Genomic DNA, 21369 nt, shown 5'->3' with positions numbered 1-21369 from the left:
CGGCTGAGTGATCAGGGGGACAGTCCAAAATAGTGTACGAAGTTTCCCACGCTTTTCTCAGCTTGCCCCTCAGACCACCCCTAGCTAACCTCCTCAAGCCGCTGCCAATCCAGCGGCCGGATGTGGAAGTCCGACCAAGCTGAAGGCGCTCAATCGCCCATAAACACCTACCGGCGTTTTTTTACGTCTGTATGATTGCTTATGGCGGCTGTGCGCGGGGCACTTCGGTGCGCCGGGTCCTTTAGCCCTGGTCTTCCACACCTGCGTACAGCTGCCACCCTCATGTGGAAGTGAGATTGGCAGTTCCTGACATTCTAAAGGAGCTTCGCCATGTACAAGGTCACGCCTAATCCGCCGTATGCTTCAAACGCTGCACCCAATGACGCCAAGCTTCATGCAGCGGCTCAACGAGCGATTCATCATTATTTGCCGGCTTCCGACGACGCAACCCCCGCCGACCTACCACCCGGCAACCTATTCCTCGTCAGCCCCAAAATCGACACCGAAACCCTCCTGGTCAACGCCTCCGAAAACCTGGAATCCGCCAACCAAATGGCCGCCACCCTGGCCTTCGACCTCGAAGACCCCCACCGCGCCATCGTCCTGGGCATCCAGCAACTTATCGACCTGAGCGCGTTACTCGTTGACCGAGCCCAGGAGCAAGTTGCCCCTGCCGCCAGCAAAGCTAACGCCTGACAATTCTTCCCGCCGCCTTACCGCAAGGCGGCAGCCCGAACCCGTGTTGCCCCTTCGTTATTTCTTGTGTCTTTTAGGTCTACGGCTCTTCAAGAAAGAACCCTTGAGCCTCAACTGAAAACACGATCTCCGGATGCCCGCAACAAGTCAGCCAGGCTTGCCCATGGCTACGCCCTGTGCCTTGACGAACACCGCCGTACGCCGCAAAGCCTCACCTACATCCGGTTTGGCGATCCCATGCCTTTTGGCAAACTGCTCCACCGCCTCTGTATCAAAACGCGTGGTCTGAATGAAGTCCAAAGCCTCCACACTGGTATTCAAAAAACGCGCGACGGGAGGAATCTTCAGTAGCCATTTCAGCAATCGCAGCGGAATGTGATGTCTGGGAGGCTTCAAGCTGATCGCTTGCGCCACCTGCGCCAAAAGTTCGCGCAAGTTGGGCGTCTGGGCATCCAGTGCCAGCAGTTCCTGGCCTTTCATGGCCGGGTCAAAAGCGCTGGCCGCCACCAACTCGACCAGATAATCCACGGTGACCAGCGGCAGCCAGTGTTCGGCGGTGCCGGGCACGGCAGTCAGCTTTCCTTGCATAAGGCTTCGTATCAGCTCCATCAGTGGCTGACCTTCGAGGATATGGCCGGTGTGGCTGTGGCCACACACCGTGGCGGGATGGACGACGGTCACGTCTGCGCCCTTGGCTGACATCAGCGCCAGGGTGGCAAAGTGTGCCTCCAGCTTGCTTCCCTCGTAGGCGCCGACGCGCCGGTAGAGGGCGGGCCAATGGGTCAGCTCGGGGTGATGAGGATCAATGCCTATGCGTTGCAGGTGTTCATGGTTTTTCAGCATGAAGCCGCCGATCATCACAAACCGGCTTTTTTGCTCCGCCGCCAATAGCGCCACGCGCTTGGCGCCTTCCACATTCACCGCACGTGAATGCTCCAACGAGAGCCCCCAGGCAAAGTGGGCGCCCAGGTGAAATACCACGCTGGCTTGCCTCAGCCTTTCGCGGTCGGCAAGGCTCAGCCCGAGGTTGTCCTGCTCCAGGTCGCCAGCCACGGCAAATACCCGGGACGCGTTCCCTCCCAACTGGTCGACTTGTTCGCGCAGTGCGGCAAGGCGCTCTGGCCGGCGCATCAGCACCTGTACGGTGTGACCTTTTGCACTCAGGTGCGCCACCAGATGTTGGCCGATGAAGCCGGTTCCCCCTGTGACGAAGCACTCCACGCTCATTTCTATGTTCCTTGGGTCAGGTGAGAAATCAAGCGTAAACTGTCGACCCAACTCTACAGTCAAGTGTTGTTTTCATGAAAATAGGCGAACTTGAGGCGCGCAGCGGCGCCAGCCGCCATACGCTGCGTTACTACGAACAGATCGGCTTGATCTCAACGCAACGGCGAACCAACAATTATCGTATTTATACCGAGCAAACCCTGCAGGACCTGGACTTTATCCAGCGTGCGCAAAGCATGGGGTTTTCCCTCGGGGAAATAGGCGAGATTCTGGATGCGCGGCGCAACCAGCTGATCGATTGTGCTGACGGCGCCAAGTTGATTGAAAAGAAGATGGCGCAGATCCAGCAGAAAATCGCCAACCTCCAAAGCATTTATCAGTATCTGGACCAAGAGCGCGCGAACCTCGAGGCCAGTGCGGCCAGGCAGCTTGAACTTCAGCGACTGAGCAACACTTCCCCTGCAACGGTTGGCGTCTAGATAGCGAAGGCGGCAACCTGAACCCCTGCTGTCGCGCAGTGAAATTTCATCATTCCCCGTGCCTTTGAAGTCTACGATCCTCTTCAAGAGAGGACCCACGCGCCTCCAGCCCACAGGGAACTGAAAACATGATCTCGAACCTCGTCAAAATCGTGATGGTTACAGGCACGTTGCTGTTGAGCGCGTGTTCGTCCGGGTCGTCCGGCGTGAGCAGCGACCCGTGCTTCTCGGGCGGATGCCAGGCGTTTGGTGACCACAGCCCGAGCAAAGCCGCCAAGATGAATTTTGGCGGCAGTGGGCTGGGGAGCAGTTATGGGGAGTATGGGTCGGGGTTGTTGCATGATGATTGAGGAGGGCGGGGTCAGCCGTTAGTGCGTTGACTGGCCCACTGCTCTCGGGAGCAAGCCCCCTCCCACCGTTGGCGTTTCAGTGGCCGCCTTTCATGCGGCGGGCGATGAGGTAGAGGCCCAGGCCGACCAGCGCGGTCGCCGCGCCGATGTAGCCGGTGCTCGTCCAGCCATAACCCGCCGTGATTGCCATGCCGCCGAACCACGGCCCCAGTGCGTTCGCCAGGTTGAACGCGGCATGATTCGACGCCGCCGCCAGGCTCGGGGCTTCGTGGGCGATGTCCATCAGGCGGATCTGCAGTGGTGCCGCCAAGGCCACCATGGTGCCGACCAATCCCATGCTCAGCAGCACGCTCCACAGCGACGCCGCCGCGAAGGGGAAGAACAGCAACACGGCCATCGACCACACCAATATCAAGCCCACCGCACGAAACTGCAGGCGATCAAACAGCTTGCCGCCGGCAATGTTGCCGATGATCCCGCCCACGCCAAACGCTGCCAGCCCGAACGGAATCCACTGTGGCGACACTCGGGTCACTTCGAGCATGGTCGGGGCGAGGTAGCTGAATACGCAGAACATCCCGGCAAACCCGATGGCGCCAATCGACAGCGCCATCCACACCTGCGGTTTGGTGAACGCGCGCATCTCCTTGCGCGGGTCGCTGCGTTGTTCATCGTGGCGGTGCGGCACGAATTGCCAGACCAGTGCGATGGTGCACAAGGCAATCACGCTGACCAGCCCGAACGCCGAGCGCCAACCCAGGTGCTGGCCGAGGAAGGTGGCGATGGGGTTGCCCAGCAGCATGGCCAGGGTCAGGCCCATCATCACGCGGGCGACCGCGCCGGCGCGTTTATCGTTGGGCACCATGCTGGAGGCGACCACGGCGGCAATCCCGAAGTAGGCGCCGTGGGGCAGGCCGCTGATAAAGCGGAAGGCCACCAGCGAGCCGAAGGTCGGGGTGAAGGCGGTGGCGAGGTTGCCCAGGGCATACAGGCCCATCAGTAACAGCAACATGTGTTTGCGCAGCAACTTGGCGCCGAGAATCGCCAGCAGTGGGGCGCCGACCATGACGCCAAGGGCGTAGGCGCTGATGGCGTGGCCGACTTGCGGTTCACTCAAATTCAAATTGTGGGCGATATCGGGCATCAAGCCCATGATGGCGAATTCGCCGGTGCCGATCGCGAAAGCGCCCACGGCCATGGCCGCTTCCATTTTGGCGGCGCTACGCGCGGGCAGCACATGCCCGGGTGTTTGCTGGATAGTCATGGGTAACTCTAGTGTGGATGGAACGCACGAAGGAGAGCCGTCGATGCTACGCAAGCGGCGGCGAAACTGTCTAGAACAGCCTTTTGCGTAAACGTTCCAACCCTGTGACTCCACGTCGCGCCTGCCAGGCTTGACACGCGCGCGCCAAAACCGGCGATTTAGAGCTGTCAATTGGCCAAACGACGCATAAACACTGTTCAGCGTGATATTCTGCGCGCCGTCTTGGTCTAGTCTTGCCCTGGTGCGTACACCCGTATACGTCCCGGCGGTTGGCTGTCGCCCAGGTAGCTGAAGCCAATAATGATAAGAAGTCAGCGCAGAAGGGACATAACAGTGAGGCCGATCCAATCGGCCTTGTGTGCCCACCCTGCGGTCCTCATGTGATTGTGCGAACCCCGCGTTACGTTGCCTGACGTAGCGTGATCGAGGGTTGCCCAGGATCAGGGGCGGCGGGGCGGATGGCGTTTTATCATAGGTGCTACAGATGTTTAAGAAAGTAAACACTGCCCTGCTGGGGCTGGCTTTGTCGATGGGGATCACGTCCGTTCAAGCGGAAGAGGCAAAGAAAGTCGATGTGCTGCTGATCGGCGGCGGCATCATGAGTGCGACCCTGGGTGTCTGGCTCAACGAGCTGGAGCCGGGCTGGTCGATGGAGATGGTCGAGCGTCTTGATGGCGTGGCCGAAGAAAGCTCCAACGGCTGGAACAACGCCGGTACCGGTCACTCGGCCCTGGCTGAGCTGAACTACACCCCGGAAAACAAGGACGGCGTTGTTGAGATCCCGAAAGCGATCGAGATCAACGAAGCGTTCCAGATTTCCCGTCAGTTCTGGTCCTGGCAGGTCCAGCAGGGCGTGCTGAAGAACCCACGTTCGTTCATCAACTCCACACCGCACATGAGCTTTGTGTGGGGCGATGACAACATCAAGTTCCTCAAGAAGCGCTACGAAGCCCTGAAGGCGAGCCCGTTGTTCGCCGGCATGCAGTACTCCGAAGACCCGGCGCAGATCGCCAAATGGGTTCCGCTGATGATGGAAGGGCGTGACCCGAACCAGAAAATCGCGGCCACCTGGTCTCCGATCGGTACCGACATGAACTTCGGCGAGATCACCCGCCAGTTCGTTGCCCACCTGCAAACCACGCCGAAGTTCGACCTGAAACTGTCGAGCGAAGTGCAGGACATCACCAAGAACGCCGACGGTTCGTGGCGTGTGAGCTACAAAAACCTGAAAGACGGCACCAAGACTGAAACCGACGCCAAGTTCGTGTTCATCGGCGCCGGTGGCGGCGCACTGCACCTGCTGCAGAAGTCGGGTATTCCTGAAGCCAAGGAATACGCAGGTTTCCCAGTGGGTGGCTCGTTCCTGGTGACCGATAACCCAGCCGTGGCCGAGCAGCACCTGGCCAAGGCTTACGGTAAAGCCTCGGTAGGTTCGCCGCCGATGTCGGTTCCGCACCTGGACACCCGCGTGCTGGATGGCAAGCGCGTGATCCTGTTTGGCCCATTTGCAACCTTCTCGACCAAGTTCCTCAAGGAAGGCTCGTACCTGGACCTGCTGACCAGCACCACCACCCACAACATCTGGCCAATGACCAAAGTCGGTATTCGTGAATACCCACTGGTCGAGTACCTTGCCGGCCAACTGATGCTGTCGGACGACGACCGCTTCAAGGCACTGCAAGAGTACTTCCCGAACGCCAAGAAAGAAGACTGGCGCCTGTGGCAAGCCGGCCAGCGCGTGCAGATCATCAAGCGTGACGAAGAGCAGGGCGGCGTCCTGAAACTCGGTACCGAAGTGGTCAGCTCCGAAGACAACACCATCGCCGGCCTGTTGGGTGCATCGCCAGGCGCGTCCACCGCGGCTCCGATCATGCTGACCGTGCTGCAGAAAGTGTTCAAGGACAAGGTGGCGACCCCTGAGTGGCAGGCCAAGCTGCATCAGATCGTACCGAGCTACGGTACCAAGCTGAATGACAGCCCTGAGGCGGTTGCCAAGGAATGGGCCTACACGGCTGGCGTCCTGCAACTGACCCCTCCGCCAGCCATCCCGCAACTGGCCGCACCAAAGGCCACCGAGGCTGCCAAGCCTGCGGCTGAGCCGAGCAAGCCTGCATCCGACCTGGCGCTGTAAGCCAAGCCTGATGTAAACAGCCCGCTGAACCGGTGACGGTCAGCGGGCTTTTTTGTGCACGGGCGTTTACCGGCGGGTGCGTTCGACGGCAGGCAGTTCAACGGTACGTTCGGCCTTGGCCAGCGCGGCTTCCAGGCCCGCCTGATCCAGCGGGATGCAGTACGCGGGTTTACCCCGTTCAAAGCGCCAACTGTCATCCAGCCCGCCGGCATCCACGGCATCGAAGCCGAGTTCGTCGAGCAAGCTGATCACCTGAGCCTTGGCGGCCGCATCGTCCGCAGCCACCGGCAGGGCACGCCGGTCCGACGCACCGTGGGGGCGAGCGTCCTGGGTCAGGTCGGGGGCAAATATCGCGTTGAACACCTTCACCACCTGCGCGTGCGGCAGGTGCTCGGCGAGCAGCCGGCTGGTGGTGGTTTCAAAGCGGTCCAGCGCCGGGATATGCCCGTCACGGTTCGGGTAGTAGTTATTGGCGTCCATCACCACCTTGCCCTCCAGCCATTGTGCCGGGACGCTGCGGTAGTGCTCCAGGGGGATGGCCACCAGCACCACATCACCAAATCGGGCGGCATCCTCCGCGCTGCCCACCTGCACGCCCGGAATACCGCTGGGCACGCTGCTCATGGTTTGCGGGCCGCGGGAGTTGCTCAACATCACCTCATGCCCGGCGGCCAGGGCCAACTCGGCCACGGCCCGTCCGATAAAGCCTGCGCCTATTACGCCAATCTTCATGTCCTTGCTCCTGTGAACGGGGGAGCGGTTATGATGATTGGCAACCAAATGTCGATAAATGAGCGTTTTGGTGTCGATGTTGTTACTGGGAGTAGGCAATGATGGACCGTCTTTCAAGCATGCACGCCTTTGTCATGGCCGCCGAGTCGGGCTCCTATGCACGTGCCGCCGAGCGTTTGAATATGTCGCCGCAAATGGTCGCCAAGCATGTCACCGCGCTGGAACAGCGCCTGGGGGCGCGCCTGCTTAACCGCACCACACGCCGGCAAAGCTTGACGGAACTGGGGAGTGCGTACTACGAGCGTTGCAAGCACATCCTCACCGAAGCCGACGCCGCCGACTCGCTCGCGCAGATCATGAACGACACGCCGCGTGGCAAGCTGAGGATCACCGCCCCGGTAACGTTTGGCTCCTATAGCCTGATGCCACTGATCACGGCGTTCCTGCGTGATCACCCGGAGGTGGAAATCGACCTGCACCTGACAGACCGTTTCGTCGACCTGGTGGAGGAAGGTTATGAGGTTGCCTTTCGCATCGGCCCGCTGGCCACCACCAGCCTTACGGCGAGGCCTTTGGCACCTTATCGCTTGGTGGTCTGCGCGGCACCGGCTTACCTCGCGGCACGCGGTACACCGCTGATACCGGCAGACCTTGAGCAGCATGAATGCCTGGGTTACGCCTACTGGTCGCGCCCGGCAGATCGCAAATGGCTGTTTCACCAAGGTGCGGCCACTCACGAGGTGGCGGTTTCCAGCCGCTTGCGGATCAATGAAAGCCGGGCCTTGATGTCGGCTGCGCTGGATGGTTTTGGTATTGTCCTGGGCCCCGAGGATTTCTTGCGTACGGCGCTGGCCAGAGGCGAGTTGGTGCGTGTATTGCCGGCCTTCGACGCACCGAGTCGCCCGATGCACCTGGTCTACACCGCAAACCGGCAGCGCACGGCCAAGCTACGGCGTTTTGTCGAAGCCGTGGTGCAACGTTTTGGCGCGCCTTAAGGCGCCCGCCGTTCAGCCCGCCGACAGACACTACCTGTTAAAAAGAACTCAGAGCCAAGCAGGAGCGAGGCTGCAGGAAGGGGGAATTTTCAGCGTGTTTGTGGGGCGATAACGCCCGAGGATTTTTTATGTTGCTACGTTATGCGGCATTGGCGGCAGTCGTCGTCGCGGCGTCCGGGTGTGTGCAAGAGCGTGTGGTGCATGAGCGCGGGCCGGTACAACGTGAGTATGTCGAGGTCGTTGCGCCGCAACCGCCGCCAGTTCAAGTGATCGAGGTCGAGCCGCCGGCACGTTACGGCTATGTCTGGTCGCGCGGTTACTGGCGTTGGCAGGGCGGGCGTTACGTGGCGGTGCATGGCCACTGGGAGCCGGTTCGCGAAGGCTACCGCTATGTGCATCCGCACTGGGTGCAACGTAGTGACGGCTACCACTGGCAGGGTGGCGGCTGGGTTCGCTAAGCCTTGGCTAGCTCGGCTTCTGGGTGCCTAGAAGCCGAACCTCACGCAGCAATGCGGCGCCGAGTTGCTCGGTGCCCAGCTCCCGATAGCCCACGGCCTTGATGTCGCCGTTTTCTTCGGCCTGGATGATGATCACCGGCGTTTCCTTGCCGGTGGCCTCGTCGATGTGCAAGGCGTACTGCGGGATATCCAGTTTGATCGGCGTACCCGCCGCCTTGCCTTTCACGTTGATCAGGAAGGCCGCACAGCCCGTATCGACATCTACGCTGGTGGCAGAGCGGCCGCTGACGAAACAGCTTTGCGGCAGATCGGGCCAGGTGATGCTGTCGGCAATGGCCAGTGCTGGGGCCATGCTCAAGATTGCGAAAAGCAGCTTGCGCACGTGAGTGTTTCTCTTGATCAGGTCTGACTGCGGTTTTACCAAAGCCTGGGCGCTACCGCAACGCGATGGCTCAGTTCAGGCGTTTCATCCCGGTGGCCTTGGCTGCATCCAGATCAAATGTAGCGGTGTATTCACACCCTGCCGAATGGGCGCAGCGCTCGATCAGGCAGTCGGCAAAATCGGCCTTGCTCGCGATGAATCGCCGCAGTGCCTGCCAAACGATTTCCGCCTGTTCGATGATCAATTCGCGGGTGCGCAACAGCGTCTCCAGAACCGTCACCAATTCACTTTTGGTGCATTGGTAGCAGCTTTGTAAAACCCACACCAATTCCACTACTGACACCAGGCCGACAAAGCCTGGCGAAAGCGTGGTGAGCGATTCGATCAACTCGCACGCCTTGGGGGATTGCGCGGGGTCATCCTGGGTGACGTAGCGCACCAGCACATTGGTATCCAGGCCGATCATCCGGCTTTTGCTCCTTGCGTGGCGATGGCGCGGTTCATTTCTTCGATCGAGACCGCCTTGGCAGGTTTGCGGACCAGACCCTTGAGGTCGTGTACGGTTTTGCTGGCGGCAATGATGGAAAACCGGCCGTCTTCCATTTCGACGAACTCTACGCGGTCTCCGGTTTCCAGGCCCAGGGCTGTTCTGACCTGGACCGGAATGGTGATTTGCCCTTTTGAGGTCAGTGTGGCGGTTGCCATATTGAATATCTCCATCGTTATGCTCCTTACCTTAGGGTAAGGAATTATGGAGGACAAGATCCGTTGGTCCATAGGTGCTCTGCTGGTGTGAGTTGATCGGGACAGTTAAAAAACCATAGCCCGATTTATTCGGTCGATATGCCCGAAAACGCCTGCAAAGAGATACAGCATATGACCGACCGCCTTTTCCCACGCGGGCATTGCGCCCTGGACCACGGCCGGGGTGGCCGAACTGGCGCACCCCGGCCCGCGGGTGGAAATCAAGGGTGTGGCGATGCTGCGCGGATTACTCAGCCAGCTTTTTATTGAACCACGCGATAACACGGCACATACGCCGCGCCACCCGGTAGTTTCATGCGGTGTTGGGCTACGAATGCCTTCAACAGCTCATCCAGCGGTTTCATGATGGCCGGGTCACCATGGATCTCGTAAGGGCCGTTCTGTTCGATCAGGCGGATGCCTTTGTCCTTGACGTTGCCGGCCACGATCCCGGAAAACGCGCGGCGCAGGTTGGCGGCCAGTTCATGCGGCGGCAGCGCGTGGCTTAGTTGCAGGCTGGCCATGTTGGCGTGGGTCGGGTCGAACGGGCGCTGGAAGCCTTCGTCGATCTTCAGCAGCCAGTTGAAGTGGAACGCGTCGTTGCGTTCGCGGCGGAACTGCTTCACAGCCTTGAGGCCGGCGGTCATCTGCCGTGCCACTTCGGCTGGGTTGTCGATGATGATCTGGTAGTGCTTCTGCGCCGCCTCGCCGAGGGTGGCACCGACGAACGCGTGCAATTGTTCCAGGTAGGGCGCGGCGTGTTTCGGCCCGGTGAGGATCACCGGGAAGGGCAGGTCCTGGTTGTCCGGGTGCATCAGGATGCCCAGCAGGTACAGGAACTCTTCGGCCGTACCGGCGCCGCCCGGGAAGATGATGATGCCGTGGCCGACGCGCACGAAGGCTTCCAGGCGTTTTTCGATGTCCGGCAGGATCACCAGCTCGTTGACGATCGGGTTCGGCGCTTCGGCGGCGATGATGCCGGGCTCGGTCAAGCCCAGGTAACGGCCGTTGATGATGCGTTGCTTGGCGTGGGAAATGGTCGCGCCTTTCATCGGGCCTTTCATTACGCCCGGGCCGCAGCCGGTGCACACGTCAAGGCTGCGCAGGCCCAGTTCGTGTCCGACTTTCTTGGTGTATTTGTATTCTTCGGTGTTGATGGAGTGGCCGCCCCAGCACACCACGATCTTCGGTTCGACCCCGGCGCGCAGCGTACGGGCGTTGCGTAGCAGGTGGAACACGTAGTCGGTGATGCCTTGGGAGTTGCTCAGGTCGATGCGCTGGCTGTCCAGCTCGTTCTCGGTGTAGATGATGTCACGCAGGGCGCTGAACAGCATCTCACGGGTGCTCGCGATCATTTCGCCATCAACGAACGCGTCGGCCGGGGCATTCAGCAGCTCCAGGCGCACGCCGCGATCCTGCTGGTGGATGCGCACTTCAAAGTCTTTGTAGGCGTCGAGGATGGTCTTGGCGTTGTCGATATGCGCGCCGGTGTTGAGGATGGCCAGGGCGCATTGGCGGAACAGGGTGTAGATGCTGCCGGTGCCGGCTTCACTCAGTTGTTGCACTTCACGTTGGGACAGGGTTTCGAGGCTGCCCTTGGGGCTGACGGAGGCATTGATGACTTGACGTTGGGGCATTCTGATTCCTTGAAAGCACAGCCATCGCCTGCCACGGGAGCGGCGATGGCCTGAGAATGGTGGGCGCCCGAATTCGGTCGCACTGGACGGTTATTCTGGCCGCCTCACAGGCTGGGCGCAAACACCGTCCGGCACCATCATGCCGCAGAACTTACTGAATCAGCTTCCAGTTTTTGTAGAAAACCCGACGCAGGGTGAAGACCAGGCCGGCAAAGCCCGAGATCACGGCGTTGAGCACGCCCGGCAGCGGGGTCGGCCGCACGATGTCGATGAACAGGCAGTAGCGTTTTGCATCGTTTTTGTTGAAGGACGCATGCATCAGCGTGTCATCGAAAATAAACAGCGGGTCGTCGTGCCAGTAGTGCTTGTGCTTGCCCACCTGGATGTAGACGCCTTCATGGTGCGGTGCCGGTGCCATGTTGTAGAGCACGCGGAACATCATGCGCAGGGGGCCGAAGTGGAAGGAGGTCGAGCGGTTCTCGTTGAATACCGAGACGCCGATGGTCTTCACAAATGGCAGTTTCTTGCGCAACTGCGGGATATCCAGGGTGGTTTCGATCGGTCGGCCGTACCATTGGAAGAACAACATGCCGCGTTTCTTCTCGGCCATGCGCTCATCCAGGTAGCTGATGATTTCATCCTTGTTGGCCATGGCGTCATCGATCACCTGTTGCAGGTCCTCACGCCAGGCCGGCGGCAGGTCGCGCATGGTGTAGACGTGGCGGTTGCGGCTGCTCAACAGGTCGAACAAGGTGTTGAACGGAGCCAATATCCATGTATTGCGGCCGTTGCCGATGAAATACTTCTTGATGGTGTCGCGATCATACAGGCCGTTGCGCAGGAAATCGTACAGGCCGCAGAACACCACCAGCAGCAGAAACACCAGGCTGGTGCGCGGGAAACAGTAGATAAACAGCAGAACGCCAAGCACCCAGGCAACTGATACCAGCTTTTTGCGAACAGCACTTTTACTCATGAAACATGGCTCCGGACCCGAAACAAAACGAAACAATCCGTCATGATAGGACTTTATAGCGGCGCCTGGCGGTTTAAATATTGCGAATTTGTGAAGCCCCGGTACATTTTTTTACAAGTGCGCTGGCCTTTATGCATTGAATTTTGAGAACAGAAGATTTGCGTCTATCGTGACGCTTCGGTTTTTCGGACGTCATAGACCGGTACGATTGAAGTTGAATGGCCACCATTGGCCTTCGGCACCTTGGAAGAGGCAGAATTTTTATGATCATCAAACCGCGGGTTCGTGGCTTTATCTGTGTGACCGCTCATCCTGTTGGCTGTGAAGCGAACGTCAAAGAGCAGATCGACTACGTAACCCAGCACGGCGCCATTGAAGGCGGCCCCAAAAAGGTGCTGGTCCTCGGCTCCTCCACCGGTTACGGCCTGGCCGCGCGTATCAGTGCTGCGTTTGGTTGCGGCGCCGACACCCTGGGCGTGTTTTTTGAGAAAGAAGGCGAAGAAGGCAAGCTGAGCTCCGCCGGCTGGTACAACAGCGCCGCGTTCGAGAAGTTTGCCGTCGAAAAAGGCCTGTACGCCAAAAGCATCAACGGCGACGCGTTCTCCGACGAGATCAAGCGCCTGACCATCGAAACCATCAAGAAAGACCTGGGCAAGATCGACCTGGTGGTCTACAGCCTGGCCGCGCCACGCCGTACCGACCCGCAAGGCGTGGTGCACAACTCCACCCTCAAGCCAATCGGCAAGGCAGTGACCCTGCGCGGGATCAACACCGACAAAGGCGTTGTCGTCGACACCACCCTTGAGCCTGCCACTCAGGAAGAAATCGACGGCACCGTGAAAGTCATGGGCGGCGAAGACTGGCAGCTGTGGATCGACGCCCTGCGTGACGCCGATGTGCTGGCCGAAGGCGCCAAGACCACGGCCTTCACTTACCTCGGTGAGAAGCTGACCCAGGACATCTACTGGAACGGCTCTATCGGCGAAGCCAAGAAAGACCTGGACAAAAAAGTCCTGACCCTGCGTGACAACCTCGCTGCGCTGAAGGGCGACGCCCGTGTGTCGGTACTCAAAGCCGTGGTCACCCAGGCCAGCTCGGCCATCCCGATCATGCCGCTGTACCTGTCGCTGCTGTTCAAAGTGATGAAAGAGCAGGGCACTCATGAAGGGTGCATCGAGCAGGTCTATGGCCTGTTCAAGGACAGCCTGTACGGCAAAGAGCCTAAGCTGGACGCCGACGGCCGCCTGCGTGCCGACCTGGCTGAGCTGGAACCGAAAGTCCAGGACGCCGTGGCGGCCCTGTGGAACCAGGTCACTGATGAAAACGTCAACGAGATCAGCGATTTTGCCGGCTACAAGGCGGAATTCCTGCGCTTGTTCGGCTTTGAAATCGACGGCGTGGATTACGAAGCCGACGTGAACCCGACTGTGAAGATCAATGGCCTGATTCAAGCCTGAGACGCAGCCTGAAAGTGGGAGGGGGCGTACCCCTCCCGCTTTTCCTTGTCTGAAATTGGAAGTTTCCTACCTTCCCTCGCGCTCCCACCCTTGCTCACAATCTGCCAGACTCCTACGGCTATCAAGCCACGCTAACGGAGGATCTGATGACGATTCGTGCAGTCGTTTTTGATTTTGGCGGTGTCCTGTTCGACTGGAGCCCGCTGCATCTGTACCGCAAGCTGATTGCCGACGATCAAGAACGGCAATGGTTTCTCGACAACATCTGCACCCAAGCCTGGAACACCGAGCAAGACGCCGGTCGTACCCTGGCGGAGGGCACCCGCAGCCTGATCAGCCAATACCCTCAACATGAACCCCTGATCCAGGCCTACTACGATCGCTGGCACGAGATGTTGCGCGGCCCGCTGCCGGAAGGCGTGGCGATTCTCGAAGCGCTGCATGCAGCCGGCATGCCGTTGTTCGGGCTTACCAACTGGTCCGCCGAAACCTTCCCGTATGCGCGCGCCAACTACCCGTTCCTGCAACGTTTTCGCGACATCGTGGTGTCAGGCGAGTTGAAGCAGATCAAGCCGGATGCGGCGATCTATCACGCCAGCCTGGACCAGGTGCGTGCGCATCTGCCGGATATCCAGCCAGGCGAAGTGGTGTTTATCGATGATGTCGCCGGCAATGCCCAAGCGGCTGTTGCACTCGGCTGGCAGGGTATTCACCACGTGTCGGCCGAGCGCACGGCTGCGCGTCTGCGTGAGTTGGGTGTGGCGTTCTAGCGCGCCCACTTTTCCATGACGAAGTCGACGAACGCGCGCAGTTTGGGCAAACGATAGCGATCTTGGCGGTAAAGCAGGTGCATGGGGCGGCAGGGCAGTTGATAGTCGGTCAACAGAGCCACCAGTTTTCCGGCCTGCAGGTCGGGTTGTACGAGGGCATCAGGCAGCATCACGATGCCCATGCCCTGGACCGCCGCCTGGTGCAGGCCTTGGGAGCTGTTGATCGTCAGCGAGCCGGACACGGCAACTTCCACTTCGCCTTCCTGGCCGGTCATGCGCCATAGCTTGTCGGCATTGCGCCAGTCGTCGGTCGAGGGGTAGGCGAATGCCAGGCAATCGTGCTGTCGCAGGTCCTCGGGCACCTGCGGCGTACCGCGTCGCGCCAGGTAAATGGGTGAGGCACAGAGGGTCAGGGTGTAGTCGCGCATGGGCCTGGCGATCAGGCTTGAGGGTTCCAGCTCGCCCAGGCGAATCGCCACGTCGAAGCCGCTGTCGACCAAGTCCATCCGTTGATTGTTCAAGACCACGTACAGGTTGATCAGCGGGTAGCGTTGGGAAAACTCGCTCAAGGCCGGCGACAGTCGTTCGGTGCCGAACACCGGGGGGGCGGTGATGCGCAAGGTGCCTTTGGGGACGTCGCTATGGGCTTGTTCCGCCCACTGCTCCGAGTCAGCCACCAGCCCGAGCACTTCCAGGCAACGCTGGTAGTACTGCCCGCCGAACTCCGTAAGGCTCTGTTTGCGCGTGGTGCGTTTGAGCAGGCTGACCCCCAGCCTTTGTTCCAGGGCACGCAAGTGGTTGCCGACCATGGTGGTCGACATGCCGCAGGCGTGGGCGGCGGCGGTCATGCTGCCGGCCTCCACCACCTTCACATACACCGACATTGCCTGGAACAGATCCATTATAAAGCCCTGATTTAAAGTCCTTGCACGATTGCACAGTTTATCCAGCATGAGTGGCTAACGATACTGCATCCATCACAACGATGCACTGGAGCCTGCCACCATGACCGCCGCCTGCCTGATGGACACTTACCAACCCTTGGCCCTGAGTTTCACACGTGGCCTGGGCACGCGCCTGTGGGACCAGCAGGGCCGTGAATACCTGGATGCGGTGGCCGGTGTGGCGGTGACCAATGTCGGGCACTCCCACCCGAAACTGGTGACGGCCATCCGTGAACAAGCCGGTTTGTTGCTGCACACCTCCAACCTCTACAGCATCGACTGGCAACAACAGCTGGCTCGGCGCCTGGCCGAGTTGTCCGGCCTGGACCGTGCATTCTTCAACAACTCCGGCGCCGAAGCCAACGAGACGGCGCTGAAGCTGGCGCGGCTGCATGGCTGGAAAAAGGGCATAGAGCAGCCGTTGGTGGTGGTGATGGAAAACGCCTTTCATGGGCGTACCCTCGGCACCATGGCGGCCAGCGATGGGCCGTCGGTGCGCTTGGGTTTCCAGCGCTTGCCGGGGGATTTTCTCAAAGTGGGCTTTGGCGACATGGCGGCCCTGGAAGCGCTTACTCAACAGTTCGGCCCACGTATCTCGGCCGTGTTGCTGGAGCCGATCCAGGGCGAAAGCGGCGTAATGCCTGCCCCGCGCGGCTACCTGAAAGCCCTGCGTGAGCACTGCACGCGCCACGGCTGGCTGATGATGCTCGATGAAATCCAGACCGGCATCGGCCGTACTGGCACCTGGTTTGCCTTCCAGCATGAAGGCATTACCCCGGACGTGATGACCCTGGCCAAAGGCCTGGGCAACGGCGTGCCCATCGGTGCCTGCCTGGCGCGTGCCGCCGTGGCTCAGTTGTTCACCCCGGGCAGCCATGGCAGTACCTTTGGGGGGAACCCGTTGGCCTGCCGTGTGGGCTGCACCGTGCTGGATATTATTGAAGAGCAAGGCTTGCTGCAGAATGCCGCGCAACAGGGCGAACGCTTGTTGGCGCGGCTGCGGGTGGAGTTGAGCGAGCATCCGCAGGTGCTGGCCATTCGTGGGCAGGGCTTGATGATCGGCATCGAGCTGGCCCGCCCTTATCGCGACCTGGCCCAGCGCGCCGCCCAGGAACATGGGCTGTTGATCAACGTGACGCGGGGCAAGATTATCCGTCTGTTGCCGCCATTGACCCTGGAGGGCAAGGAGGTCGATATGATCGTGCGGGCGATCAGCCGCCTGTTGGCTTGAAATACCATCGGCCTGTGGGAGGGGGCTTGCTCCCGATAGCGGTGGGTCATTCAGCTTGTGTGTCGACTGAAGCACTGCTATCGGGAGCAAGCCCCCTCCCACAGGGGACCGTCGCCCTCTTCAAAGGTCGTGCCCGTTGAGCCACTCCTGGTTCAGGGTCTCGGTATCGCCCAGGTACTCCAGCAGCCACGCCATGGCCGGCGACAGTTTGTTCTGGGCCCAGGCCACGCACGATGGGCTGGCCGGGAACGGTCGGTGCAATTGCAGCGCGACCAGCTCGCCGCGTTCGATCCACGGCAATACCTGATGCGCCGGCGCCATGCCGACGCACAGGCCGTCACGCAGGCAATCGAGCGCCGAGGCCCAGTTGGGGACCACCAGGCGCCGTTGGTTATCCAGGGTCCAGGTGTCGCGCTTGGGCAGGTTGCGCGAAGTGTCGGTCATGCACAACGAGGCGAACGGGCGCAATTGATCGTCACTGAGCAAGCCCTCAACCGCCGCCAACGGGTGCCTGGCGCTGGCCACGCACAACCAGTTCAACAAGCCCATGTCGCGAAAGGTGAAGTGGCTGGCCACCGGCACCGCACTGGTGGCGCCGATCACAATGTCGGTGCGTTCATCGGCCAGGGCGTCCCACACGCCGTTATACACTTCGTACTCCAACAGCAATTCCACTTCGGGAAACTGCCGGTAGAAGTCCAACACCAACTGACGGCAGCGCTGGGGTTTGACAATGGAGTCCACGGCGACTTTCAACTGGCCGCTCCAGCCATTCGCCACTTGCTGGCACAAACGCCGCGTGCCGAGCATTTTTTTCATCACACCGCGAGCTTCGTCGATGAACAGCCGACCGGCCGGGGTCAGTTCGACATCGCGATGGCGTCGCACAAACAGCGGCACCGCCAGCCACTCTTCAATCTGACGTACCGTATAGCTGATGGCCGACGGTACGCGGTGCAATTCCTGGGCAGCGGCGCTGAAGCTGCCATGGCGTGCCACGGCATCGACGACATCCAGCGAGTATTCGGACCACATAGGAATTGCCTTCAAAAATATTGATATAAGTATCCAATTATTATCGCTTCACAGCAAAACTGTCAGCTTCATAATGGGTGCCGGTCAACAAATAGTTTGATGGCAAGTTCTTAAAGGTTTCGATGAAAAATTCGTTGGGTTTTACTGGGTATCTGGCGGGGCTGAGCATGCTCGGTTATCTCGCCATGGACATGTACTTGCCGGCATTCGGCGCAATGGGCGAGCAGTTGCAGATTGGTGCGGGGGCCGTGGGCGCCAGCTTGAGTATTTTCCTCGCCGGTTTTGCCGTGGGGCAATTGCTGTGGGGACCGTTGTCTGACCGCCTGGGGCGCAAGCCCATCCTGCTCACGGGCCTTGGCCTGTTTGTGTTGGGATGCCTGGGCATGTTCTGGGTCGAGACCGCGCCGCAGTTGCTGGCATTACGCTTTATCCAGGCGATTGGCGTGTGTTCCGCCGCCGTGAGTTGGCAGGCCCTGGTGATCGACCGCTATCCGGCTGACCAAGCTCACCGTGTGTTCGCCAGCATCATGCCGCTGATGTCGCTGTCGCCGGCCCTGGCGCCGTTGTTGGGGGCCGTGGTGCTGAATCACTTTGGCTGGCAGGCGATCTTCGGGGTCTTGCTGGGGGTGTCGCTGTTGTTGCTGCTGCCGACGCTGTTCCTGCGCAAGATGCCGACACGTCAGACAGGGCAGGGTGAGCCTTCACGCCTTGGCTACGGCCACCTGCTGACCTCCCGTGTGTTCACCGGCAACGTGATGATCTTCGCCGCGTGTTCCGCCAGTTTCTTCGCCTGGCTGACCGCTTCCCCCTTCATCCTTGGCGGCATGGGCTATAGCCCGAATGACATTGGCCTGAGCTATGTGCTGCCGACCTTGGCGTTTCTGATCGGTGGCTACAGCTGCCGCAGTGCACTGCAGCGTTACCAGGGCAAAACCCTGCTGCCCTGGTTGCTGCTGGCCTATTGCATCAGCATGGCGGCGTTGTACCTGGTTGCTACGTTGACGGTGCCGACCCTCACCACGCTGTTGATTCCGTTCTGCCTGATGGCGCTGGTCAACGGTGCCAGTTACCCCATCGTGGTGGCGAATGCGCTGATGCCGTTTGCGGAAAATTCCGGCAAGGCGGCAGCCCTGCAAAACACCCTGCAATTGGGGCTGTGCTTTCTCAGCAGCCTGCTGGTCTCGTCGATGCTTGAACAGCCGCTGCTGATTACCGTGATCGTGATGCTGGCGACCGCACCGCTGGCGGTGTTGGGTTACTGGCTGGCGCGGCGCAAGACGGATGATTCGGAATTGGCCAGTGCTTGAGCTGGGTTCCTTCCGTTAGAACGTCACTTCCATATTCAGCGTCGGCGTGGATGTGCGGCTACCCCGGCCGCCGTCTACGCCGAATTTGTTGTACCAGTACTCGTAGCCCACCCCGAGATACAGGTTTGGCTTGACGCTTTTGCCTGGCCGCACCGCCACCATCAGTGCCGTGCGCATCAAGGCTTCCGGGGCGGTGTCGCGGCCGTGGTAGTCCTTGCCTTTTTCCCCGACGTAATTGATGAAACCCTGGAATTTGGCCGCGTGGCTGGCGACTTCAAACGGGCGCATCCACGCAAGGTTGAGCATGTAGGTATCGTCGAAGGTGTGATTGGACTCTTTCGCGCCGGGGATGCCGGTGTGGTTCCTTTCCTTGTAGTACATCAGGCTCAGGTCCAGCACGCCGACGGTGTTGAATTTCAAGGTCGGGCCGATCACCAGCGCGCGCTTCCTGGCCGAGGCGAAGTTGTTGTTGCGGTTGGCGTCAAAGCCCAGGGTCAATGCGTAGTCCTTGACCAACCCGGTGCCGAGCGGCACGTCGAATACCCGTGAAGCGTACAACTGGTGGCGGTAGACGGCATACACCTCACTGCCACCCTGGTCGGTACCCTTGCGTGGGTCGCGGCTGTCGGAAAGGAACACATCGAGATTCAGGTAGTTGCTGCCGTACTGGTAGCCGCTGGCGTGGGTGAAGCTGTAGATGCGCTTGCTGAAATCATCGGGGTTGTTCGGGTTGGTGAAGTGTTCACCGTAGCGAAATCCCACGCTGTTGTTCATCCATTCCAACGCCACGGCCTCCCCGCCGCCGAGGAGGGTGAGGGCAACGGTGGCGCCTTGCAGTGTTTTTTTCATTGTTATAGGTCCTGTGGCGTTCAGGCTCGTGACGGCCGGATTATTTTTGTAACGCCGTTGGAGGGTATCTTGTTCGATTGATTGTATACAACTCTATGGACATCCAGTCCTAACATTGCATACAGTGCTCGCACAACAAAAACAGAGAACCCCTCACCATGACTATCCCGAAGGCGTCATCGCAGCGGCCGGAAGATGAAAATCTCGGCGTCGCTGCTAACATGGCTTACGGCCTGCAGCACGTGCTCACCATGTACGGCGGCATTGTCGCGGTACCGTTGATCGTCGGTCAGGCAGCCGGGTTATCCCCGGCAGATATCGGTCTGCTGATCGCGGCATCCTTGTTTGCCGGTGGTCTGGCGACCTTGTTGCAAACCCTTGGCCTGCCGTTTTTCGGTTGTCAGCTGCCGCTGGTGCAGGGTGTGTCGTTCGCTGGCGTGGCGACGATGGTGGCGATTGTCGGCAGTGATGGCGCCGGTGGCGTGCCGGCGATTCTCGGGGCGGTGATGGCCGCGTCGTTTATCGGGTTGTTGATCACTCCAGTGTTCTCAAGGATCACCAAGTTTTTCCCGCCGCTGGTGACGGGCATTGTCATCACCACCATCGGCCTGACCCTGATGCCCGTTGCGGCGCGGTGGGCCATGGGCGGCAGTAGCCGTGCAGCCGATTTCGGCAGCATGGCGAATATCGGCCTGGCCGCGCTGACCCTGGTTCTGGTGCTGCTGCTGAGCAAGATCGGCAGTGCGACCATTTCGCGCCTGTCGATCCTGCTGGCGATGGTCATCGGCACCGTCATCGCGGTATTGCTTGGCATGGCGGATTTTTCCGGGGTGACCCAGGGGCCGATGTTCGGTTTCCCGGCACCTTTCCATTTCGGCGTACCGACTTTCCATGTGGCCGCGATCATCTCCATGTGCATTGTGGTCATGGTGACGTTGGTGGAGACCTCGGCGGATATCCTCGCCGTGGGCGAGATCATCGATACCAAAGTCGATTCCAAGCGTCTCGGTAATGGCCTGCGGGCTGACATGCTGTCGAGCATGTTCGCGCCGATTTTCGGCTCTTTCACGCAGAGCGCGTTCGCACAGAATGTCGGGCTGGTGGCGGTGACCGGTGTGAAAAGTCGTTTTGTGGTGGCCACGGGCGGGGTATTCCTGGTGGTACTCGGCTTGCTGCCCTTCATGGGGCGGGTAATCGCAGCCGTGCCGACCTCGGTACTCGGTGGCGCTGGTATCGTGCTGTTCGGCACCGTGGCGGCCAGTGGTATTCGCACCTTGTCCAAGGTCGACTATCGCAACAACATGAACCTGATCATCGTCGCCACTTCGATCGGCTTCGGCATGATCCCCATCGCCGCGCCGAGTTTCTACGATCACTTTCCTGCCTGGTTCGCGACGATTTTCCATTCGGGGATCAGTTCGTCAGCGATCATGGCGATTTTGTTGAACCTGGCGTTCAACCACTTCACCGCCGGTAACTCGGACCAGCAATCGGTGTTCGTGGCGGGGACGGAGCGCAGTCTGTGCTTCCACGATGTGGCGGCGTTGCGCGATGGGGATTACTTCAGTGGCGGCAAGTTGTTTGACGCTGAAGGGAAGGAGATTCCGTTGGTGCCCGATGCCGCCAGGAAAACATCCAGACCTGAGACTAGCGAAGTCTAAAATGTGGGAGCGGGCTTGCTCGCGAATGCGGAGTGTCAGTCAGC

At 60.1% G+C, this 21369-nt stretch carries 22 protein-coding genes; 11 read left to right on the top strand and 11 right to left on the bottom strand.

Annotation, left to right across the window (positions count from 1 at the left end; all coding sequences use genetic code 11):
* The first annotated feature begins 330 nt into the window (after positions 1-330).
* Positions 331-696, top strand: coding sequence for a DUF6124 family protein (locus C9383_RS02545; protein ID WP_090366130.1), 366 nt, complete (start codon positions 331-333; stop codon positions 694-696).
* Between the two features lie 147 nt (positions 697-843).
* Here the strand turns inward: C9383_RS02545 and C9383_RS02540 are convergent, their stop codons facing one another.
* Positions 844-1923 (bottom strand): SDR family oxidoreductase, encoded by a 1080-nt coding sequence (locus C9383_RS02540; RefSeq protein WP_090366129.1) that lies wholly within the window; start codon positions 1921-1923, stop codon positions 844-846.
* Between the two features lie 74 nt (positions 1924-1997).
* On the opposite strand from C9383_RS02540, the gene C9383_RS02535 reads away from it, so the two are divergent.
* Together C9383_RS02535 and C9383_RS02530 are read left to right on the top strand one after the other, a co-directional pair.
* Positions 1998-2402, top strand: coding sequence for a MerR family transcriptional regulator (locus tag C9383_RS02535; RefSeq protein ID WP_090366127.1), 405 nt, complete (start codon positions 1998-2000; stop codon positions 2400-2402).
* Positions 2403-2530: 128 nt separating this feature from the next.
* Complete coding sequence (locus C9383_RS02530; RefSeq protein WP_090366126.1) at positions 2531-2752, top strand: hypothetical protein; 222 nt, start codon at positions 2531-2533, stop codon at positions 2750-2752.
* 76 nt (positions 2753-2828) lie between these two features.
* Here the strand turns inward: C9383_RS02530 and C9383_RS02525 are convergent, their stop codons facing one another.
* On the bottom strand, positions 2829-4016 hold the full coding sequence (locus tag C9383_RS02525) for an MFS transporter (protein WP_090366124.1): 1188 nt from the start codon (positions 4014-4016) through the stop codon (positions 2829-2831).
* Positions 4017-4500: 484 nt separating this feature from the next.
* Here C9383_RS02525 and mqo point away from each other — a divergent pair, with 484 nt between their 5' ends.
* On the top strand, positions 4501-6147 hold the full coding sequence (gene mqo, locus C9383_RS02520; RefSeq protein WP_090366123.1) for a malate dehydrogenase (quinone): 1647 nt from the start codon (positions 4501-4503) through the stop codon (positions 6145-6147).
* A gap of 66 nt (positions 6148-6213) precedes the next feature.
* Here the strand turns inward: mqo and C9383_RS02515 are convergent, their stop codons facing one another.
* Positions 6214-6927 (bottom strand): NADPH-dependent F420 reductase, encoded by a 714-nt coding sequence (locus C9383_RS02515; RefSeq protein ID WP_268876214.1) that lies wholly within the window; start codon positions 6925-6927, stop codon positions 6214-6216.
* Positions 6928-6977: 50 nt separating this feature from the next.
* On the opposite strand from C9383_RS02515, the gene C9383_RS02510 reads away from it, so the two are divergent.
* Both C9383_RS02510 and C9383_RS02505 read left to right on the top strand, forming a co-directional pair.
* Positions 6978-7874 carry a LysR family transcriptional regulator gene (locus C9383_RS02510; RefSeq protein WP_090366120.1) on the top strand — a complete coding sequence of 299 codons (897 nt, stop codon included), beginning with the start codon at positions 6978-6980 and terminating at the stop codon, positions 7872-7874.
* A 128-nt stretch (positions 7875-8002) separates the two neighbouring features.
* Positions 8003-8332, top strand: coding sequence for a YXWGXW repeat-containing protein (locus C9383_RS02505; RefSeq protein WP_090366119.1), 330 nt, complete (start codon positions 8003-8005; stop codon positions 8330-8332).
* A 7-nt stretch (positions 8333-8339) separates the two neighbouring features.
* Here the strand turns inward: C9383_RS02505 and C9383_RS02500 are convergent, their stop codons facing one another.
* From C9383_RS02500 to C9383_RS02480, 5 genes are all read right to left on the bottom strand, one after another.
* Positions 8340-8684: a hypothetical protein gene (locus C9383_RS02500; protein ID WP_090372229.1), complete on the bottom strand. Its 345-nt coding sequence runs from the start codon at positions 8682-8684 to the stop codon at positions 8340-8342.
* Between the two features lie 100 nt (positions 8685-8784).
* Entirely contained in the window at positions 8785-9180 is a 396-nt protein-coding gene (locus C9383_RS02495) for a type II toxin-antitoxin system VapC family toxin (protein ID WP_060753182.1), read from the bottom strand.
* Entirely contained in the window at positions 9177-9434 is a 258-nt protein-coding gene (locus tag C9383_RS02490; protein WP_060753183.1) for an AbrB/MazE/SpoVT family DNA-binding domain-containing protein, read from the bottom strand. The genes C9383_RS02495 and C9383_RS02490 overlap by 4 nt, the downstream gene beginning before the upstream one ends.
* A 287-nt stretch (positions 9435-9721) precedes the next feature.
* A complete protein-coding gene (gene ppnN / locus C9383_RS02485) occupies positions 9722-11095 on the bottom strand; it encodes a nucleotide 5'-monophosphate nucleosidase PpnN (RefSeq protein ID WP_060753184.1) in 1374 nt (457 codons plus the stop codon).
* 151 nt (positions 11096-11246) lie between these two features.
* Positions 11247-12071: an aspartyl/asparaginyl beta-hydroxylase domain-containing protein gene (locus C9383_RS02480; RefSeq protein ID WP_060753185.1), complete on the bottom strand. Its 825-nt coding sequence runs from the start codon at positions 12069-12071 to the stop codon at positions 11247-11249.
* 263 nt (positions 12072-12334) lie between these two features.
* On the opposite strand from C9383_RS02480, the gene fabV reads away from it, so the two are divergent.
* Positions 12335-13528 (top strand): enoyl-ACP reductase FabV, encoded by a 1194-nt coding sequence (fabV, locus tag C9383_RS02475; protein WP_090366117.1) that lies wholly within the window; start codon positions 12335-12337, stop codon positions 13526-13528.
* Between the two features lie 146 nt (positions 13529-13674).
* The gene (locus tag C9383_RS02470; protein WP_060753187.1) at positions 13675-14298 is read left to right on the top strand and encodes an HAD family hydrolase; all 624 of its coding nucleotides are present in this window, start codon (positions 13675-13677) and stop codon (positions 14296-14298) included.
* On the opposite strand, the gene C9383_RS02465 is transcribed toward C9383_RS02470, so the two are convergent.
* Positions 14295-15200 carry a LysR family transcriptional regulator gene (locus C9383_RS02465; RefSeq protein ID WP_090366116.1) on the bottom strand — a complete coding sequence of 302 codons (906 nt, stop codon included), beginning with the start codon at positions 15198-15200 and terminating at the stop codon, positions 14295-14297. The two genes, C9383_RS02470 and C9383_RS02465, sit on opposite strands and share 4 nt — an antisense overlap.
* A gap of 103 nt (positions 15201-15303) precedes the next feature.
* Between C9383_RS02465 and C9383_RS02460 the strand changes: the two genes are divergently transcribed.
* Entirely contained in the window at positions 15304-16473 is a 1170-nt protein-coding gene (locus C9383_RS02460; RefSeq protein ID WP_090366114.1) for an aspartate aminotransferase family protein, read from the top strand.
* 120 nt (positions 16474-16593) lie between these two features.
* Here the strand turns inward: C9383_RS02460 and punR are convergent, their stop codons facing one another.
* The gene (gene punR, locus C9383_RS02455; RefSeq protein WP_060753190.1) at positions 16594-17508 is read right to left on the bottom strand and encodes a DNA-binding transcriptional activator PunR; all 915 of its coding nucleotides are present in this window, start codon (positions 17506-17508) and stop codon (positions 16594-16596) included.
* A gap of 122 nt (positions 17509-17630) precedes the next feature.
* Between punR and punC the strand changes: the two genes are divergently transcribed.
* Positions 17631-18815 carry a purine nucleoside transporter PunC gene (gene punC / locus C9383_RS02450; RefSeq protein WP_090366113.1) on the top strand — a complete coding sequence of 395 codons (1185 nt, stop codon included), beginning with the start codon at positions 17631-17633 and terminating at the stop codon, positions 18813-18815.
* A gap of 15 nt (positions 18816-18830) precedes the next feature.
* Here punC and C9383_RS02445 read toward each other — a convergent pair whose 3' ends face one another.
* Complete coding sequence (locus C9383_RS02445) at positions 18831-19664, bottom strand: nucleoside-binding protein (protein ID WP_090366111.1); 834 nt, start codon at positions 19662-19664, stop codon at positions 18831-18833.
* A 158-nt stretch (positions 19665-19822) separates the two neighbouring features.
* On the opposite strand from C9383_RS02445, the gene C9383_RS02440 reads away from it, so the two are divergent.
* Positions 19823-21325: a nucleobase:cation symporter-2 family protein gene (locus tag C9383_RS02440; RefSeq protein WP_090366109.1), complete on the top strand. Its 1503-nt coding sequence runs from the start codon at positions 19823-19825 to the stop codon at positions 21323-21325.
* Positions 21326-21369: the final 44 nt, after the last annotated feature.

This window comes from Pseudomonas palleroniana, assembly GCF_003031675.1.
In the GTDB taxonomy this organism is placed as follows: Bacteria; Pseudomonadota; Gammaproteobacteria; order Pseudomonadales; family Pseudomonadaceae; genus Aquipseudomonas; species Aquipseudomonas palleroniana.
This window is presented reverse-complemented; position numbering and strand designations above follow the sequence as displayed.

Excerpts from the sequence above, each read along its gene's own strand:
- C9383_RS02545 (WP_090366130.1), top strand. The coding sequence starts at position 331 with ATGTACAAGGTCACGCCTAATCCGCCGTATGCTTCAAACGCTGCACCC.
- C9383_RS02540 (WP_090366129.1), bottom strand. The coding sequence starts at position 1,923 with ATGAGCGTGGAGTGCTTCGTCACAGGGGGAACCGGCTTCATCGGCCAA.
- C9383_RS02535 (WP_090366127.1), top strand. The coding sequence starts at position 1,998 with ATGAAAATAGGCGAACTTGAGGCGCGCAGCGGCGCCAGCCGCCATACG.
- C9383_RS02530 (WP_090366126.1), top strand. The coding sequence starts at position 2,531 with ATGATCTCGAACCTCGTCAAAATCGTGATGGTTACAGGCACGTTGCTG.
- C9383_RS02525 (WP_090366124.1), bottom strand. The coding sequence starts at position 4,016 with ATGACTATCCAGCAAACACCCGGGCATGTGCTGCCCGCGCGTAGCGCC.
- mqo (WP_090366123.1), top strand. The coding sequence starts at position 4,501 with ATGTTTAAGAAAGTAAACACTGCCCTGCTGGGGCTGGCTTTGTCGATG.
- C9383_RS02510 (WP_090366120.1), top strand. The coding sequence starts at position 6,978 with ATGATGGACCGTCTTTCAAGCATGCACGCCTTTGTCATGGCCGCCGAG.
- C9383_RS02505 (WP_090366119.1), top strand. The coding sequence starts at position 8,003 with ATGTTGCTACGTTATGCGGCATTGGCGGCAGTCGTCGTCGCGGCGTCC.
- C9383_RS02500 (WP_090372229.1), bottom strand. The coding sequence starts at position 8,684 with ATGGCCCCAGCACTGGCCATTGCCGACAGCATCACCTGGCCCGATCTG.
- C9383_RS02495 (WP_060753182.1), bottom strand. The coding sequence starts at position 9,180 with ATGATCGGCCTGGATACCAATGTGCTGGTGCGCTACGTCACCCAGGAT.
- C9383_RS02490 (WP_060753183.1), bottom strand. The coding sequence starts at position 9,434 with ATGGAGATATTCAATATGGCAACCGCCACACTGACCTCAAAAGGGCAA.
- ppnN (WP_060753184.1), bottom strand. The coding sequence starts at position 11,095 with ATGCCCCAACGTCAAGTCATCAATGCCTCCGTCAGCCCCAAGGGCAGC.
- C9383_RS02480 (WP_060753185.1), bottom strand. The coding sequence starts at position 12,071 with ATGAGTAAAAGTGCTGTTCGCAAAAAGCTGGTATCAGTTGCCTGGGTG.
- fabV (WP_090366117.1), top strand. The coding sequence starts at position 12,335 with ATGATCATCAAACCGCGGGTTCGTGGCTTTATCTGTGTGACCGCTCAT.
- C9383_RS02470 (WP_060753187.1), top strand. The coding sequence starts at position 13,675 with ATGACGATTCGTGCAGTCGTTTTTGATTTTGGCGGTGTCCTGTTCGAC.
- C9383_RS02465 (WP_090366116.1), bottom strand. The coding sequence starts at position 15,200 with ATGGATCTGTTCCAGGCAATGTCGGTGTATGTGAAGGTGGTGGAGGCC.
- C9383_RS02460 (WP_090366114.1), top strand. The coding sequence starts at position 15,304 with ATGACCGCCGCCTGCCTGATGGACACTTACCAACCCTTGGCCCTGAGT.
- punR (WP_060753190.1), bottom strand. The coding sequence starts at position 17,508 with ATGTGGTCCGAATACTCGCTGGATGTCGTCGATGCCGTGGCACGCCAT.
- punC (WP_090366113.1), top strand. The coding sequence starts at position 17,631 with ATGAAAAATTCGTTGGGTTTTACTGGGTATCTGGCGGGGCTGAGCATG.
- C9383_RS02445 (WP_090366111.1), bottom strand. The coding sequence starts at position 19,664 with ATGAAAAAAACACTGCAAGGCGCCACCGTTGCCCTCACCCTCCTCGGC.
- C9383_RS02440 (WP_090366109.1), top strand. The coding sequence starts at position 19,823 with ATGACTATCCCGAAGGCGTCATCGCAGCGGCCGGAAGATGAAAATCTC.